Origin of the sequence: Haemophilus haemolyticus (genome assembly GCF_001008205.1) — a bacterium.
GTDB lineage: Bacteria > Pseudomonadota > Gammaproteobacteria > Enterobacterales > Pasteurellaceae > Haemophilus > Haemophilus haemolyticus_Q.
Map to the genome: position 1 here is coordinate 1 of NZ_LCTK01000027.1, position 16,663 is coordinate 16,663.

The 16,663-nt window shown below is 38.8% G+C and carries 17 protein-coding genes; 3 read left to right on the top strand and 14 right to left on the bottom strand.

Annotation, left to right across the window (positions count from 1 at the left end; translation table 11 throughout):
• The 3 genes from AAX18_RS08935 to AAX18_RS05770 form a co-directional block, all read left to right on the top strand.
• Nucleotides 1-625: hypothetical protein (locus AAX18_RS08935; RefSeq protein WP_046953250.1), on the top strand; the 625-nt coding region annotated here is incomplete at its 5' end.
• Nucleotides 626-714: 89 nt separating this feature from the next.
• The gene (locus AAX18_RS05765) at nt 715-2,184 is read left to right on the top strand and encodes a surface lipoprotein assembly modifier (RefSeq protein ID WP_046953251.1); all 1,470 of its coding nucleotides are present in this window, start codon (nt 715-717) and stop codon (nt 2,182-2,184) included.
• Between the two features lie 126 nt (nt 2,185-2,310).
• Nucleotides 2,311-4,161 (top strand): monovalent cation:proton antiporter-2 (CPA2) family protein, encoded by a 1,851-nt coding sequence (locus AAX18_RS05770; protein WP_005626354.1) that lies wholly within the window; start codon nt 2,311-2,313, stop codon nt 4,159-4,161.
• 70 nt (nt 4,162-4,231) lie between these two features.
• Here the strand turns inward: AAX18_RS05770 and fis are convergent, their stop codons facing one another.
• From fis to menB, 14 genes are all read right to left on the bottom strand, one after another.
• The gene (gene fis, locus AAX18_RS05775) at nt 4,232-4,531 is read right to left on the bottom strand and encodes a DNA-binding transcriptional regulator Fis (RefSeq protein WP_005646807.1); all 300 of its coding nucleotides are present in this window, start codon (nt 4,529-4,531) and stop codon (nt 4,232-4,234) included.
• A complete protein-coding gene (gene dusB / locus AAX18_RS05780) occupies nt 4,525-5,505 on the bottom strand; it encodes a tRNA dihydrouridine synthase DusB (protein ID WP_046953252.1) in 981 nt (326 codons plus the stop codon). The genes fis and dusB overlap by 7 nt, the downstream gene beginning before the upstream one ends.
• 146 nt (nt 5,506-5,651) lie before the next feature.
• On the bottom strand, nt 5,652-6,539 hold the full coding sequence (gene prmA / locus AAX18_RS05785; RefSeq protein WP_046953253.1) for a 50S ribosomal protein L11 methyltransferase: 888 nt from the start codon (nt 6,537-6,539) through the stop codon (nt 5,652-5,654).
• A 34-nt stretch (nt 6,540-6,573) separates the two neighbouring features.
• Nucleotides 6,574-7,446 carry a DMT family transporter gene (locus tag AAX18_RS05790; RefSeq protein ID WP_046953254.1) on the bottom strand — a complete coding sequence of 291 codons (873 nt, stop codon included), beginning with the start codon at nt 7,444-7,446 and terminating at the stop codon, nt 6,574-6,576.
• A 119-nt stretch (nt 7,447-7,565) separates the two neighbouring features.
• A complete protein-coding gene (gene panF, locus AAX18_RS05795; RefSeq protein WP_046953255.1) occupies nt 7,566-9,020 on the bottom strand; it encodes a sodium/pantothenate symporter in 1,455 nt (484 codons plus the stop codon).
• The gene (locus AAX18_RS05800) at nt 9,017-9,274 is read right to left on the bottom strand and encodes a YhdT family protein (RefSeq protein WP_005634512.1); all 258 of its coding nucleotides are present in this window, start codon (nt 9,272-9,274) and stop codon (nt 9,017-9,019) included. The genes panF and AAX18_RS05800 overlap by 4 nt, the downstream gene beginning before the upstream one ends.
• Nucleotides 9,275-9,383: 109 nt before the next feature.
• Nucleotides 9,384-10,829 (bottom strand): surface lipoprotein assembly modifier, encoded by a 1,446-nt coding sequence (locus AAX18_RS05805; RefSeq protein ID WP_046953256.1) that lies wholly within the window; start codon nt 10,827-10,829, stop codon nt 9,384-9,386.
• Between the two features lie 63 nt (nt 10,830-10,892).
• On the bottom strand, nt 10,893-11,234 hold the full coding sequence (locus AAX18_RS05810; RefSeq protein ID WP_046953257.1) for a transferrin-binding protein-like solute binding protein: 342 nt from the start codon (nt 11,232-11,234) through the stop codon (nt 10,893-10,895).
• 36 nt (nt 11,235-11,270) lie between these two features.
• Entirely contained in the window at nt 11,271-11,807 is a 537-nt protein-coding gene (locus AAX18_RS08940; protein WP_052748877.1) for a hypothetical protein, read from the bottom strand.
• 157 nt (nt 11,808-11,964) lie between these two features.
• Nucleotides 11,965-13,311 carry an acetyl-CoA carboxylase biotin carboxylase subunit gene (accC, locus tag AAX18_RS05820; protein WP_046953258.1) on the bottom strand — a complete coding sequence of 449 codons (1,347 nt, stop codon included), beginning with the start codon at nt 13,309-13,311 and terminating at the stop codon, nt 11,965-11,967.
• 176 nt (nt 13,312-13,487) lie between these two features.
• Nucleotides 13,488-13,955, bottom strand: coding sequence for an acetyl-CoA carboxylase biotin carboxyl carrier protein (gene accB, locus AAX18_RS05825; protein ID WP_005626697.1), 468 nt, complete (start codon nt 13,953-13,955; stop codon nt 13,488-13,490).
• 152 nt (nt 13,956-14,107) lie between these two features.
• Nucleotides 14,108-14,557, bottom strand: a complete 450-nt coding sequence (gene aroQ, locus AAX18_RS05830; protein ID WP_005626699.1) for a type II 3-dehydroquinate dehydratase — start codon at nt 14,555-14,557, stop codon at nt 14,108-14,110.
• A 56-nt stretch (nt 14,558-14,613) separates the two neighbouring features.
• Nucleotides 14,614-15,603 carry an o-succinylbenzoate synthase gene (gene menC / locus AAX18_RS05835; protein ID WP_046953259.1) on the bottom strand — a complete coding sequence of 330 codons (990 nt, stop codon included), beginning with the start codon at nt 15,601-15,603 and terminating at the stop codon, nt 14,614-14,616.
• 68 nt (nt 15,604-15,671) lie between these two features.
• The gene (gene menB, locus AAX18_RS05840; protein ID WP_046953260.1) at nt 15,672-16,529 is read right to left on the bottom strand and encodes a 1,4-dihydroxy-2-naphthoyl-CoA synthase; all 858 of its coding nucleotides are present in this window, start codon (nt 16,527-16,529) and stop codon (nt 15,672-15,674) included.
• Nucleotides 16,530-16,663: the final 134 nt, after the last annotated feature.

A 16,663-nucleotide genomic window follows, 5' to 3' on the forward strand; every position in this document is an offset into this window, starting at 1 on the left:
AGAAGCAGCTAAAGCAGAAGCCGCAGCTAAAGAAGCAGAAGCAGCAGCTAAAGCAGAAGCCGCAGCTAAAGAAGCAGAAGCAGCAGCTAAAGAGGCAGAAGCAGCTAAAGAGGCAGAAGCACCTAAACCAGCGGCATCTTCATACGATGATCTTAAAAAGCTGTTTTATCTACCTGTAGTAGATGGTAAATCTAGCGATTTAGTTAATGCAACTTATAAAGGTAAAGTATTTGCAAAAGTTAAGCTTAGTAACACTGACGAGGAACGCTTCGCACGAACAACGATAGGTGAAGACGGTGATGTTACACTTAATGTTCAAAAAGATTCTTCTGATAAATTTAAAATGTCGGGAACTATCGATAGTACAACCGTAGGTACAATTAGCTTTGTACCAAAAGAGATTATAAAAAATAAAGTGAATGGTGGTCATGTAGATTTTGGGGATGAGGCTTCAGGTAGTTATTCTGCTACTATTTCAAAAGATGGTAGCGACATAGTTGGACGTGTGAACTATATTTTTGATCCAGATTCTGGTATGTATCCAACCGTTGCAGGCAAAGATGGTGAAATAAAATATCTTTTTGACTATGAAGCCTTTTTTGATGCAACCAAACAACTTAAATAATTGTTATAAAACAATATTTGGCGGATTTTTGTCCGCCATTTTTCAACTTATTATTTGTTTATAAATATTTATTTAAAGTTACTCATTTTATGAAAAATATTGCTCTCTTTTTTACTGCACTTTTCCCTGCTCTTGCTTTAGCAGAAACAACGGCACTAGATATTCGTCAAACACCAATTAAAACCGAACTTGAACCACAAATTAATGTCGCTAAACTTGAAAAACGCGAACAAAATTTACCGCCCTTAGGCACAGAGCAAGTCGAACAAATTCAAATTACCCTTGAGCAACTTAAACAAAACCCCGCTTTAACCCACGAATTATTAAGCCGTGCCATTTACGCACGCAATCCAGAAATGATAAAAAAATTGCTGGAAATTTACCGCACTTTTCCAAATCGTGACCCGATTATGGAACGCTTTGCGGAAGGAAAATTGGCTGCGATAACGGAAAACTATACTGTAGCTATTGATAAATATCGCGAAATTTTAGCCAAAAATCCAAATTTAAACCCTGTACGAATTGAACTGGCTATCGCTTTATTCAATCAAAAACAAGACGGTGCTGCTAAAGACCAATTTGAAAAAGCACAAACCGCAGAGGATTTACCGCCTCAAGTTAAGCGTTTAATGGATGCTTATTTAGAGGCTTTAAAAGAACGTGATAGCTGGAATGTGGATTTTTCTTTTAATTATGTGCGTGATACCAATGTCAACAATGTCGGCGAGGGAAAAACGGTCGCATTAAATAATGGTGGCACCTTAATACGTTCGGAATCGATGATGCCACAAACAGCACACGGTTTGGCGTATTCACTCGATATTTCGAGAGATTTTAATTTATGGAGCTCTAATTACCTCACGGTGGGCAATGAGTTTGGGGGAAAGAGCTACTGGGATAATCATAAATTTGATGATATTTCCAACCGCACTTTTGTTGGCTATGCACATAAAACCGCAAAGCAAAATTTCCGTATTAAACCCTTTTATGAAAAACGTTGGTATGGCGGCGAAAGTTACCGTTGGTCTAATGGGGCAAGGGGGGAATTTTCTCGCTGGTTAAGTCCAAACTGGCAACTTTTTACGGCGGGAGAATTTTCAAAACAACGTTATTTAGACAGTACATCACAAAACGGTAATAACAAATTGATTTCCGCAACCTTACTGTGGGCAAGAACACCGAAACAGTTTTTCTACCTCGGTTCTGATTTTATGGCAGAAAGAACGAAGGTTCGTCAATATGGTTCAGACAGTAAAAGCTTACGTTTAGGTTGGGGACAAGAATGGAATTGGGGCATTTCCTCACGTCTCGGCTTATCCATAATGAAACGTGAATTTAAAGATATTGCCAAACTTGGTAACCTCAATTTGTTTTCTTTTGGAAAACGTCGAGAAGATAAAATTTACGGCATAAATTTATCCCTATGGAAACGCGATTGGCATATTTGGGGAATTACACCAAAACTCCAATTAAGTTGGCGTAAACAAGATAGCAATATTCCAGAAATGTATTCTTACACTCAGAAGAATGTGAATATGTTGTTTGAAAAGACATTTTAAGTTAATTAATTGAACTTAGGTTTTATCCATTTCTAAAGTGAGCATAATATGAGATATGCTCACTTTTTTATTTAAAGAAAACTAGTTAGAATACAATTATATTCCATTTCATCATTGGAGCTATTAATGTCCCATCTTGCCGATTCAGAACTGATTAAAACCGTAATTTTGCTTGCGTCGAGCGTGACTATTGTGCCGTTATTTAAACGTCTAGGGCTTGGTAGCGTGCTTGGGTATTTAGTGGCGGGTTGTATGATTGGTCCCTCAGTTTTCGGTGTTATTCAAGATCCGGCTTCAGTCGTGCATTTGGCTGAATTGGGTGTCGTGATGTTCTTGTTCATTATTGGGCTTGAAATGCACCCTGAACGGCTTTGGTCTATGAAAAAAGCAATTTTTGGTAGGGGTTTGCTGCAAGTTGGAGGTTGTGGTGTATTGCTTACTTTATCGGGGATTTATTTGCTCGATTTACCAAAAGAAGTCGCATTTATAGCAGGTATGGGATTTACACTTTCTTCAACCGCCATTGTGATGCAAACGTTAGAAGAACGTTGCATTACCAGCACATCTAAAGGTCAGCGAATTATTTCGACTTTAATTTTTGAAGATATTGCTATTGTGCCATTATTGGCATCAGTGGCGTTTCTTGCGCCTCATTCTGAAGAAAGCACTCATACCGATTGGATGTCAATCGGCATCGCATTAGGGGCAGTAATCGGCTTGATTGTCGCGGGTAAATGGTTAATGAATCCATTATTCCGATTAATTTCTAAAGCACATATTCGTGAGATGATGACAGCTGCTGCTTTATTAGTTGTGCTTGGCGCAGCATTAGCCATGGAAATAGGTGGACTTTCAATGGCAATGGGGGCATTTGTAGCGGGCGTTATGCTGTCAGAATCTTCGTTTCGCCATCAATTAGAAGCAGATATAGAGCCATTTCGAGGTCTATTGCTCGGCTTGTTTTTTATGGGCGTGGGCATGTCATTGGATTTGAGCTTAGTGTTTAATCACTGGTTATTACTACTCGGAATTGTATTCCTTTATATTATTGGTAAAGGACTTTCTGTGTATGTTGTTGCTCGAATCACTCGCTTAGAACATAGAGAAGCAGTGGGAAGAATGTCACTTTTGGCGCATGGTGGTGAATTTGCTTTCGTACTTTTCTCTGCCGCAACGACAGCAGGCGTAATGAGCAACCATGAAAACGCCACTTTTACTGCAGCGGTAATTATTTCCATGTTGTTTTCTCCATTTATTACACAAATTACTCGTAAATTAGCGCAATCTGGAGAGAGAAAATCGCCTAATCAACCAGATACGAGTGATCTGTCGCCTATTGATGATTTAGAAGATAACGTGCTTGTAATTGGTTTTGGTCGTTTTAGCCAAATCGTATGTCAAACATTATTAATCCGTGGCATCAGCGTTTCAGTGATTGATCGTAATATAGAAAATATCCGTGCTGCGGCAAAATTTGGTTTTAAAGTCTATTATGGTGATGGTATTCGTTTAGATGTACTTTACGCCGCGGGAATTGAAAAAGCTAAATGTGTCGTGATTGGTATTAATGATACAGATCGCATTGAAACGATTGTGAGCCAACTTAAAGGGGCTTATCCAAACTTGCCGATTTTAACCCGCACTTATGATAGAAAAACGACAGTAAGCCTAATTAAGCAAGATGTAGATTTTATTGTGCGTGAAACGTTTGAATCTGCCATTGCGCTTAGTCAAGCAACATTGATGAAACTTGGTATAGATAAGATTGAGGCTGATGAAGTCATTAAAGAAGTTAGAGCATTGGATCAAGAACGCCTAAATGAGGAAGTTCTGCATGGTTTTTCTAATGAAATCTTAAAAAAATATTGGACCCCAAAACCATTTATTAAACCTCATGTCGATGCTCAAGCATTAAATGATGAAACAGCAGGAATATTGATTGAGGAATCTGAAGAAACGCCAAATAATAATTCTTAAAATGATTTCAATACATTTCAACTAAAAAAGGAAGCGTTAGCTTCCTTTTTAGGGTTAAAATGAGGTCAATTTAGCCCATACCGTATTTTTTTAGTTTTTTACGTAATGTACCGCGGTTGATACCAAGCATATTTGCTGCACGGGTTTGATTACCACGAGTATATTGCATAATCATATCTAACATCGGGTGTTCAACTTCCGCTAATACTAATTCGTAAAGATCATTCACATCTTGACCATCTAATTGCGCTAAATAATTACGCAATGCTTGTTTTACTGAATCGCGTAATGGTTTGTTGGTCACTTGTGATTGCGCATTTAATACTGATACCGTTAAAGCATCAGCAGGACTACGTTGTTGTTCTAACATTTTTCTTTATCCAAAATTAAATTGAAAAAATCTTCCAATACAATGAGTTGCTCTTTTGGATCACTAATTGCATTAAAAGTCTGTTTAAAAACGGAATCAGGTTGAATTCCCTGTAAATACCAGGCCACGTGTTTACGCGCAATGCGATAGCCTTTTTGTTCGCCATAGAATTGATGTAATTCTTGAATATGACGCAAAATTTGACCGCACTTTTCGTTTAAACTTGGCATTTGGCTTATCGAGTCATGTTCAATTAGGTTTTCCACAGCTTGAAATAACCAAGGGTTACCTAAGGCAGCACGACCGATCATAATGGCATCCGCTCCAGTATAATCGAGAACGAATTTTGCTTTCCGAGCAGAATCAATATCACCATTGGCTATAACCGGTATGGCAATTGCTTGTTTAACGGCTTTGATGTTGTCATATTCCGCTTCGCCTTCAAAAAGACAAGCTCGTGTACGACCATGCACCGTTAATGCTTGTATGCCACATTGTTCTGCAATTTTGCCGATTTGAACGCAGTTTCGATTAGATTTATCCCAGCCTGTACGAATTTTTAAAGTCACTGGCACATTGACGGCGGAAACTACTTCTCGCAAGATTTTTTCCACCAAATCTGGAAATTGCAACAATGCAGAGCCTGCGAGTTTGCGATTTACTTTTTTGGCGGGGCATCCCATATTAATGTCAATGATTTGAGCGCCATATTCCACGTTGATAGCAGCAGCTTGTGCCATTTCTAGTGGATCACTACCTGCAATTTGCACGGCATTGAGACCTAAATCTTCGCTATGTGCCAAACGCAATTTGGATTTTTCGGTATGCCAAACTTGCGGATTTGTGGACATCATTTCTGAAAATGTGAGCCCAGCACCATAATATGCACAAAGACGACGGAAAGGCTGGTCGGTAATACCCGCCATTGGTGCAAGTAAAACACGATTTTTTAATTGGTATGAACCGATTCGCATTTTACGTTACCTTCCTAGCAAGCCTAAATCTAATTAGTGTCGAACTGGTCGACGACCGACAAGGTTGGCTATAATACGCATTTTGCCTTACTTTGCAAAGTGAAATTTGTTTAAAAAATACACTTTTTTTGATTGACAAAAAGAAATTAAAGCGTTTTTAGCTTACCCGTAATTCGGCACCATTCTTCTCTGACTTCGACTGGCTCTAACGCAAATGTTTGCGTATAGGCATCGTATACCGATTGAGCTTGAGTTTCTAAAATGCCTGATAAACCAAGATCGCCATTCGGTTTAACAAGTTGGCTAATGATTGGGTAAAGTTCTTTGAGAGGGCCAGCAAGAATATTTGCCACAACGACATCAGCTTTTAAATCAGAGGGTTTTTCATTAGATAAGAACAGTTGTAGGCGATCTGCAACACCATTTTGCTCGGCATTATTGCGACTGGCTAGAATTGCTTGTGGATCGATATCAATTCCCACCGCACTTTTTGCTCCAAGTTTTAATGCGGCAATGGCTAAAATGCCTGAACCACAACCAAAATCGATGATGGTTTTATCTTTTAAATCTAGGCCATCTAGCCATTCTAAACATAGCGCGGTTGTAGGATGAGTACCTGTACCAAACGCTAAACCTGGGTCGAGCATAACATTGACGGCATTTTCATCAGGCACATCACGCCAACTTGGACAAATCCATAAACGCTTACCAAATTGCATTGGGTGGAAGTTATCCATCCACTCGCGCTCCCAGTCTTTATCTTCTATTTGTTCAATTTTGTATGCGGTATTGCTATCTAAGTGTTTCGCTTCTTTTAATAAACGGACGATTTCTGCCATATCTGTTTCTGCATCAAATAACGCAATAACATCGGTGTTGCCCCATAAACGAGTTTCACCAGGCAAAGGCTCAAAAATCGGTGTATCTTGACTATCCATAAAAGTCACAGAAACGGAGCCGATTTCTTCTAAAAAATCACTCATTTGTTCTGCTTTTTCATTGGTACTATTTAGGCGAATTTGAATCCAAGCCATTTGTTTTTTCCTTTATTTCATAAAATGGGGCGTATTATACCGATTTTTTCAAAAGTTTCGGCAGTAAAGTCGAGCCAAGTGTCGCGAGCATGATGATTGTTATACCAAGTGCGGCTGAAAATGACAGTGTTTCGCCAAGTAATGATACGGCAAATAAGATGCCGAATAGCGGCTCAAGTGCGACTAAAATACCGGAGATATTGGCATCTACACTATTAAGGCCTTTATTCCATAACCAATAGGCAAGCCAGCTACAGCCAATGGCAAGATATAATAAACCTGCAATACCAGTAGAATTTAATGATATTTGCCAGTTTTCTGTGAGTAATACCGTAAATGGCAATGTTGTGATGGTTCCAAGTACAATGCTGACGGAGGTATAAGCTTGCGTTGAGACTTTGGCCACAATTCGCTGTGTCCAACGTAACACGGCTGCGAAAATGATCCCTGCACTTAGTACTAATAAACAGCCGAATAAACTGATGTTATCAATGCCTTCATTATTTTTTCCGCCATTGATTAAAATTGCCACGCCAATAAATGCCATTGCGCCGAATAGCCAGTGAAACCATTTTGCTTTGTCTTTAAAGAAGAAATGCCCGACAAATACAATGAGCAGCGGTTCTAGCCCAATCATGGTGACTGCACTGGAGGCGGATGTATATTTTAGCCCGATGAATTGCAATAAAAATACGGCGGTATAGTTAAAGAATGCCAACCACCAAAGCTGTTTACGCATTGGTTTATCAATTTTTTTCCAACGACGTAAAAAGAGTGGCATGACAATAATCATTGCAATAATTAACCGCACTTGCACAACAAGCACAGGATCCATCATCGAATAAGTGAGCTTACCGACGATTAATGAACTGCTCCAAATAAGTAGTGCAAGAATTTGATAGAGCATTGATGTATCCCTGTGAATTGTTTCAATTCTATGTTTTAGCGTAGAAATTGCTGAAAGTGAGAAAATTAAATATCACCTTCCTCTCATTTAGAAGAAGGTGATAGCATATTGATTAATGCTTAAAGTGCGGTAACTTTTAATTGAGTTTTTTCAATACGACGTTCGCCCAATTTATTACCCACTAAAAAGGCAATCAATCCAAATACTAATGATGGTACGATTTGATGGAAATTAAATAATTTTATGCCAAGTTGAGTGAGCAAGATATAACTTCCCAAGCCGATAATCATTGAGCTTAACGCACCATAAGCATTTGCTTTATCCCAGTAAATTCCCAGCACAATCACCCATAAAAATGCGGCTTCCAGTCCGCCAAAGGCAAATAGGTTTAACCAAATAATCATATCTGGTGGATTGAGGGCGGCAAAGATTAAAAGTGCGGTCAAGATCAGCGTAATAATTGATGAAAAATAGCTCACTTTTTTCTCATTTTTTGCGGCTTCTGGTTTTGTAGAAAGGTATAAATCTTTTACAAAAATAGAAGACGATTGAATAAGTTGCGCATCAATTGTGGACATAATTGCTGACATCGGTGCGGCTAAGAAAATACCGGCAATAATAGGCGGTAATACTTTTAGCATTAAAGTCGGAATCACTTGATCCGATACCGTTAAATTTGGAATAACTGCACGACCAAGTGCACCAGCTAAGTGCATCCCGAACATAATGATGGAAAGTACAATGGTTCCAATCAGCATCCCTCTATGTAAGGCTTTGCTATCTTTAAATGCCATGCATCGAACAGCAGTGTGTGGAAGACCGACGACCCCGAAACAGACGAGTACCCAGAAGGAAGCCATAAATTGAAAATCTAACATTCTATTTGGCCCGTAAGGCGTGACTAATGCAGGATCGATTTCTGTTAATTTATTAACCGCACTTTCTACACCGCCGAGCGCATAAATGGTTCCTACAAGGAGAATAATAGTACCTAAAATCATGACGGTACCTTGAATGGTATCTGTGAGTACAACGGCGCGGAACCCCCCGATAAATGTATAGATACCTACCGTTAAAGCAAATAAGAGCAATGCTTGAGTATAAGAAATGCCGATGGTTGTTTCTAATAAACGTGCACCGCCAATAAATTGCACAGTCATGGCTGCAAAAAATGCGAGAAGAAGGGCAAGGCTTGATAACCAGACTAAATATTTGTTTTTATAACGATAAAGGAAAAGATCGTTAATGGTTAATGCATTGGTTTCTCTTGATAATAGTGCGAATTTTTTACCTAATGCGCCTAATGCAAGCCATACTGCCGGAACTTGAATCATCGCCAGTAATACCCAACCTAATCCGTATTTATAAGCTGCACCAGGCCCTCCGACAAAAGAACTTGCACTGGCATAAGTTGACGCGGTTGTCATTGCAAGAACAAAACCAGTCATCGAGCGGTTACCTACATAATATTCCGTTAGGAAATCGCCTTTTGTTCGTTTTACATAAGCGAAAATCGCCGCACCAAATATAAATGCAAGATAAATAATTAACGGGAGAATAATACCTAAATTCATTTTTGATTCTCCTCATCTTTGATTTCAAGAGAGATATCTTGATAAATAATTTTGATAATCCAATGGCCAATTACAATAAATAGAATAGGCAAATAAATACAAGAGAGTTCGAACCAGAGAGGGAAACCAATAGGCCCTTGAGTTTCTTTAGGCAAATAAGCACATAAGCACCAACCTATCACATATAAAATAGATAGTCCTAATGCCCAACTAGCTTCCTTGGCCGCTTGTTGATAACGTTGTTTTAATGTCATGTTTCTTCCTTAAAATTTTTATAAGTGAAAATATATTTTTGAATGGTATAAGGGACATATATTTTATACGCCCCTTATGTTTGCCAATCTTACAACTTTTTTGAATAATTCAAAATGTTTTGCTGATTTCTAAGTAAATTCGATTTTTATCATATTCATAAAAAGGATGATTACTGGTTACCTTTTGATACGACCAAGATAATTTCGGTGTGATTCCCCAGATATGAAAGTTTCTATGCCAAATAGTAAATACTGATGCATATTCCTTATTTTTCTGGCGAATCCCAATAAGATCTTTTTCTTTATAGGCACGTTGTGCATAATTCAGGATTAAACGAGTTGATATACCCGCTTTCCATTCTTGTCCCCATCCTAATCGGACATTTTTTCGTTGATAAGCATTATCTAAATCCCGAGTATTTTCTCGATTATAATCAGCTCCACCAAACCAATACTGTCCATTTTTCGCTAGGTAAAGTAGCGTAGCGGAAGCTAGATAGTTATTTCCATTTAGATGTTTACGAGTTTCATAGCGTTGTTCACCATACTCAAGTGCGGTCGAAATTTGCCATTTTTCATTTATCCAATTGGATAAATCCAATCTAGCACCTGAATTTTTAGAGTATTGTTTCATCGCATTTCCGCCAGATGAGCCGCCCGCATACCAACGTTTTTCAGTAAATGGCATCAAGGAGACTTCAAATCGCGCAGTTTGGTATCCAAGACCTACACCAGCTCTCACGTTAAACTCATTATATTTTTTGTTATCCCAATAATATTTCCCACTACCTTCCAAGGACAATTTTGTAAAGTGGTTGTGGGGTAGTGACCATTTCTTTTCAGCATTGCCAAAATAAGAGAATCCTCTGGCACTTTCTTTTTCCCAAGCTGTCCAGTTGCCAATTTTGGTGCCTGCTTTTGGCGCATTATTAATATTACTTTCATTTAAAAAACTAAATCCACCTTGGATTTTCCATTGATCTCGTTGATTTAAGGCTGAAAGATATTGTTCAATTATTTTTACAGAATCAGGGGAAACTTGCTCTGCTCTTAACTTTTGAAATTGATCTTTTGCCGCCTCGTTATCATTATTCAGAAACAAGGCTTGAGCTAATTGATAGCGTAAAGGTAAAAGATCAGTTTTTTGTGAAAATAAGTGTCGGTAGGCTTTAACGGAATCAGAAAAATGCCCTTTTTCTCGTAAGTCAATTGCTTCCGCCCATTCTAATAAAAACGGATCTTTTTTAGGTAAAGGCTGATATAGCGGCAATAAAAGCTGTACCGCCTCGCCATTATTTTGTAATACTGCAGGGATAAGACCGCGAATAATCAAGTCTGGGTGTTTGGCTAATTCTTCTTTTGTAATCGATAACTTTGATGGATTATTATTGGTCAAAAGTGCGGGTATTTTTTGTGGTAAATTTGGTTTAGCCAAATGTAGCTGTTCATCTAAACGCCCATCATGTGGTTGTGGAGATTTTTCCTCGGCAATAGAATATGACGTAAGAAATAATGATGAGCCGAGAAATAAAATAAATTTAGTTCGTATATTCATTTTTATCCTTATTGGTAAAGAATAAAGCAAGCCTGAGCTTGCTTTATTAAGGAATACTAAAAATTATTGTTTAGATGCGCCGTAAACACCTAAATATTTTTTATCAGGATTAACATAATATCCTGTTAATTCAGCAGCATCTTTACCATAGAAGGCTCCTTCTGTTGAAGTGCCGTTTAGCGAACCTTCAAATTTATTTCCTTTAACATCAGCAGATAAATTGACGACTGAGTCTGCGCCAAATTGGTAATTATCGGTAGCAACTATCTTACCAGCTAATTTTTTAGTACCAAAGTCTACATTAATATCCACTTTACCAGGAACAACCTTATCAACTCCAGGGTTTCTTGGAACGGTGTTATATAAATGTGCAGCATAACCAGAATATTGAATTACTCCTGCCATCTTGTCCATATCGCTTTTACTGGTGGCGTATGTACCTTAGGCTACAACATAATGCTCAGTTGTTTGAGAAGAACCAACATATCCCCAACGAATATTTTGTCTTCCACCGACAAGGCGTATTTCATTCTTCGCATCTGTTAGTATATATTTGCCTGAAGATAGGTTACCAGGAATAATATCAATTGCTTTCCCTTCAACAATTAATTTATTAACTTCGTCAGGTTCATTACTTAAGAACGTTGTAATATCAACTGATTTAACTTCTTTTACTGATAAGTTTAAATGATTACCTGATACTTGCCCTGTTGATGGAAAATAATTATCTGATAAGGGGTCTTTGCCTTTCCCTGCCTCTGCTGAAGTAGCTGGTTGTGCTGAAGTAGCTGGTTGTGCTGGAGTAGCTGGTTGTGCTGGAGTAGCTGGTTGTGCTGGAGTAGCTGGTTGTGCTGGAGTAGCTGGTTGTTCTGAAATAGCTGAGTGTGTTGAATTATCACCACCGCCACTACTTCCACAAGCAGCTAAAGTTAATGTAGCTAAAGCTGTTAAACTAAACTTTAAAATCGCATTCTTCATAGTTTACCTCTAAGTTCTTTATTAAACACATTTAATACAAATACATAAAATAAATTTATGTAGACTTTCATCTTACCATAAAATTAATATCATTATGTATAAATCTATAAAAAATAAGGTAAAAACAATGTCTGCCTTTACCTTAATAACTTATAAATTATTCATGCATCCCTAATTTTTTCTCCAAATAGTGGATGTTTGTTCCGCCTTTTTGGAAATTTTCATCTTCAAGAATTAATTCATGAAGTGGGATATTGGTTTTGATACCATCAATAATGGTTTCAGATAATGCATTTTGCATACGACGGATTGCAACTTCACGCGTATCACCATAAGTGATAAGTTTTGCGATCATAGAGTCGTAATGTGGAGGCACCGTATAGCCGCCATAAACATGAGAATCCCAACGAACGCCCAAACCGCCCGGTGAATGTAAGTGATTTACTTTGCCCGGAGACGGTAAGAATGTTTTGGGATCTTCTGCGTTAATACGGCATTCCATTGCGTGGCCTTTAACTTTGATGTCTTCTTGTTTAAAGGAAATCGGCAAGCCTGCTGCGATGCGTAATTGCTCTTTCACTAAATCTACACCTGTAATCATTTCAGTTACTGGGTGTTCCACTTGAATACGAGTATTCATTTCAATGAAATAAAATTCGCCATTTTCATATAAGAATTCAAACGTACCTGCTCCGCGATAGCCGATTTCTACACACGCTTTTGCACAGCGTGAGCCAATATCTCGGCGAACTTCTTCAGTGATACCTGGAGCTGGCGCTTCTTCCACAACTTTTTGGTGACGACGCTGCATTGAGCAGTCACGTTCAGCCAAATAAACTGCATTTCCATGAGTATCTGCTAATACTTGAATTTCCACGTGACGTGGATTTTCTAAGTATTTTTCCATATAGACCATATCATTATTAAATGCAGCTTTTGCTTCTGCTTTGGTCATCGCGATAGATTCTTCTAATGTGTCTTCGCTACGTACAACACGCATACCTCGGCCGCCACCACCGCCTGATGCTTTGATGATGATTGGATAGCCAATACGTTTTGCGATTTCTTTATTTTTAGCAATATCATTACCTACTGGGCCATCAGAACCTGGTACACAAGGCACACCCGCTTTTTTCATTGCTTTAATAGCTGAAACTTTATCGCCCATTAAACGGATGACATCTGCTGTTGGGCCGATGAAAGTGAAACCTGAACGTTCAACTTGTTCAGCAAAGTCAGCATTTTCAGATAAAAACCCGTATCCTGGGTGAATTGCATCCGCACCTGTTACTTCGGCGGCAGCAATGATAGCTGGAATATTTAAATAACTTTTTGCAGAAGGTGCTGGACCGATACAAATGGTTTCATCAGCGAGTAAAACATGTTTTAAATCACGATCGGCGGTGGAGTGAACCGCCACAGTTTTAATACCTAATTCTTTACAAGCACGTAAAATGCGTAGTGCAATTTCACCGCGGTTAGCAATCACAACTTTTTCTAACATAAAAGAGTCCGTTTAGTCAGATAGACGTGAATTTTTATGTAGGTTCTTGAAATGTTGTTTTCCCTATAAAATTTGGTGTGAACAGATTTCAATTTATATCGCCTACGATAAATTCGCTCTAATTGTTTGTATATGAAATAGGCGGACTAAAGTCCGCCCGACGAAAATATTGGAGATTATTCAATAACGATTAATGGTTCGTCGAATTCAACAGCGTCACCGTCGTTGATAAGAATTGCTTTTACTACGCCAGCTTTGTCTGCTTCAATGCGGTTCATCATTTTCATTGCTTCAACGATACAAAGCGCGTCGCCAACTTTCACAGACTGACCCACTTCAACGAATGCTTTTGCTTCTGGGCTTGGACTGCGATAGAACGTTCCCACCATTGGTGAACGTACAAGATGGCCTGATAATTCATCAGATGCAGCTGGTGCTGGTGTTGCCGCTGCTGGCGCTTGAGCTGGTACGGCGGCTGGTGTTGCCGCTACTACTGGTGCTGCAGCGTATTGAACTGCTGCTGGAGCAACTGCTGGCGCTGCACGACTAATACGTACTGTACCTTCTTCTTCTTGCACTTCTAATTCAGTAATGCCAGATTCTTCTACTAATTCGATTAATTTTTTGATTTTACGAATGTCCATACGTTCTTCCTAAAAAGATTGAAATTTTAACCGCACTTTTAAACGAAAAAGTGCGGTTATGAATAAAATTATTTTTGTGTTGCAAAGATTACCTTAAATTTTGCAAATTTGCGATAAAATTCTGTGAATTTCGCCAAAAATGCTTGATTTTCTTATTTTTTAGCAAGGTAATCGATAGCAAATAAAAAGGCAAATTCGTAACCTTTTGCGCCCAAACCGCAAATAACGCCTTCAGCCACATCACTAAAATAAGAATGATGACGAAATGGTTCACGTTTATGCACGTTAGATAAATGAATCTCCACAAAAGGAATTGAAACAGCTAAAAGTGCATCGCGCAATGCTACACTGGTATGGGTGTAAGCCGCAGGATTAATTAAAATAAAATCGACTTGTTGAAAACTTTCGTGGATCTTATTAATTAATTTTTCTTCACTATTGGCTTGAAAACATTCCACTTTTACATTGTGCTGAGTGGCTAAAGCTTGTATTTTTTCTTCAATGGATTCAAGAGAAATACTGCCATAATGTTTTGGCTCGCGAGCCCCTAACATATTTAAGTTCGGGCCATTTAACAGCAAAATTCTGTGTGTTTGCGACATTTTTAATCCTTTTTGTGTGGCGCATTATACTGGTTTTTCGATTTTTGGTGGTCGAATCAGATAATTTTAGTGATAAATTCAGATTCTAAATCCACAATAGGTAAATCAGAATCTGACCAAGTGCGTAGTACTTGATATTCCATCAAATCTAACGTGTCTAAGCCTGGAGTCACATTCGGAGTGTATTGTTGTGCAATTCGCGCAAGTTGAGAGAGGCCTAAACTGCTTTCGATACTTGAACTAATAACCGCTTTTAAACCCAACGAATGGGCTTGCTTAATAAGTTCTACACAACGTTGAATTGAACCAATTAAAGTGGGTTTGATTACGACCGCCGATAAGTTCGGTTCTTTTTCCAAGCAAAAATTAGGCTCTCGCACGGATTCATCCCATGCAATCGCAATGTCGGTTTGAGCTGCAAATTCACGGCTGAGTGCTTGTGTTTTACAAGGTTCTTCTAAAAATTGGATACGTTTTCTATGTTGCGGTTTGACTTTAGCAGCAAATTGCAACGCTTTTTCTAACGACCAATGGCGGTTTGCATCTAGTCGTAATTGTAAATCGGGAATGGCTTCTAAAAACATATCGGCAATTAATCCATCGCGATTGGCTTCGTATATACCTACTTTCATCTTTGCTACTTTTTCGTCTTCCATGCTTGCAAGTTTGGCGTACAGCTCATCTGGATCGCCATAACAAAGTGGTACAGTATGATAATTGCCTTCAGCTTGTAAATAACCTTTCATTTCATCCATTGCGCAACTGATACCAAAAGCAACGGAGGGATAGGTGCCATCTAATGGTACGCGAGGTGCGTCACAGCTTGCATTGCACCATGTCGTTAGCCATTTAATTGCTTGTTCTTGAGCTTGGTCTAAGGTTTCTTCGCTAAAACCAGGTAGTGGAGCGATTTCTCCCCAACCGTCTCGGCTGCAACTCACTCTTACGATTAAGCCTTCACGGCGTTTTAAAAAACGATCACGCAGAATAAGTTGGCTATCAACGGGGATGGAATAACGGTAAAGATTAAATGATTTTTCAGCCATGCTTGCTCCCAATACAAAAGTGCGGTCAAAATTCACAAAGATTTTTAACCGCACTTTAGAACGATAAATTAAGGATTACGTCTGAATTTGCTGAAGTCTGGCGCGCGTTTTTCATTAAACGCATTGCGACCTTCTTGACCTTCTTCAGTCATGTAGAACAACATTGTTGCGTTACCCGCTAATTCTTGAAGACCTGCTTGGCCATCACAGTCAGCATTTAATGCTGATTTCAAACAACGAATCGCGATTGAACTGTTGCGTAACATTTCACGACACCAACGCACGGTTTCTTTTTCAAGATCAGCGTAAGGCACAACGGTATTGACTAAGCCCATGTCTAATGCTTCTTGTGCATTATATTGACGGCATAAGAACCAAATTTCACGCGCTTTTTTCTGACCCACTAAACGAGCCATATAGCTTGCGCCCCAACCACCATCGAATGAACCAACTTTTGGCCCTGTTTGACCGAAAATGGCATTTTCAGCAGCAATCGTTAAGTCGCAAAGCATATGTAATACATGGCCACCACCAATTGCATAACCCGCTACCATTGCTACAACTGGTTTTGGACAAGAACGAATATCGCGTTGGAAATCCAATACATTTAAGTGATGTACGCCGCTGTCATCTTTGTAACCACCGTAATCGCCACGCACTTTTTGGTCACCACCAGAACAGAATGCTTTTTCGCCTTCGCCGGTTAGTACAATGACACCAATGTTTTCATCAAAACGTGCATCAGAAAATGCAGTGATCATTTCTTTTACTGTTTGTGGACGAAATGCATTACGAACTTCCGGGCGGTTAATCGTGATTTTAGCAATACCATCAGTGGATTTATGATAGCGAATATCGCTATAGCCTTCACTGTGATCAACCCATTCAACAGGCGCATATAACACATCATCTTTTGGATTTTGCATGAGAATTCCTTTTAATTAACGTAAAAAAGTGCGGTCATTATAGCGGAAGTTTTTCGGATCAGGAAAACTAAATTCATTTGCTGCTTTATCTGTTGTGAAGATATTGCTAGAATTTTGCGCATTCTCACTTTTAT

Coding starts and splice junctions, on each gene's coding strand:
- AAX18_RS05790 (WP_046953254.1), bottom strand. CDS start 7,446: ATGCTCTATCAAATTCTTGCACTACTTATTTGGAGCAGTTCATTAATC.
- aroQ (WP_005626699.1), bottom strand. CDS start 14,557: ATGTCGCAAACACACAGAATTTTGCTGTTAAATGGCCCGAACTTAAAT.
- AAX18_RS05765 (WP_046953251.1), top strand. CDS start 715: ATGAAAAATATTGCTCTCTTTTTTACTGCACTTTTCCCTGCTCTTGCT.
- AAX18_RS05800 (WP_005634512.1), bottom strand. CDS start 9,274: ATGACATTAAAACAACGTTATCAACAAGCGGCCAAGGAAGCTAGTTGG.
- AAX18_RS08940 (WP_052748877.1), bottom strand. CDS start 11,807: ATGAAGAATGCGATTTTAAAGTTTAGTTTAACAGCTTTAGCTACATTA.
- menC (WP_046953259.1), bottom strand. CDS start 15,603: ATGGCTGAAAAATCATTTAATCTTTACCGTTATTCCATCCCCGTTGAT.
- AAX18_RS05805 (WP_046953256.1), bottom strand. CDS start 10,829: ATGAATATACGAACTAAATTTATTTTATTTCTCGGCTCATCATTATTT.
- AAX18_RS05810 (WP_046953257.1), bottom strand. CDS start 11,234: ATGGCAGGAGTAATTCAATATTCTGGTTATGCTGCACATTTATATAAC.
- menB (WP_046953260.1), bottom strand. CDS start 16,529: ATGCAAAATCCAAAAGATGATGTGTTATATGCGCCTGTTGAATGGGTT.
- panF (WP_046953255.1), bottom strand. CDS start 9,020: ATGAATTTAGGTATTATTCTCCCGTTAATTATTTATCTTGCATTTATA.
- AAX18_RS05770 (WP_005626354.1), top strand. CDS start 2,311: ATGTCCCATCTTGCCGATTCAGAACTGATTAAAACCGTAATTTTGCTT.
- fis (WP_005646807.1), bottom strand. CDS start 4,531: ATGTTAGAACAACAACGTAGTCCTGCTGATGCTTTAACGGTATCAGTA.
- prmA (WP_046953253.1), bottom strand. CDS start 6,539: ATGGCTTGGATTCAAATTCGCCTAAATAGTACCAATGAAAAAGCAGAA.
- accC (WP_046953258.1), bottom strand. CDS start 13,311: ATGTTAGAAAAAGTTGTGATTGCTAACCGCGGTGAAATTGCACTACGC.
- accB (WP_005626697.1), bottom strand. CDS start 13,955: ATGGACATTCGTAAAATCAAAAAATTAATCGAATTAGTAGAAGAATCT.
- dusB (WP_046953252.1), bottom strand. CDS start 5,505: ATGCGAATCGGTTCATACCAATTAAAAAATCGTGTTTTACTTGCACCA.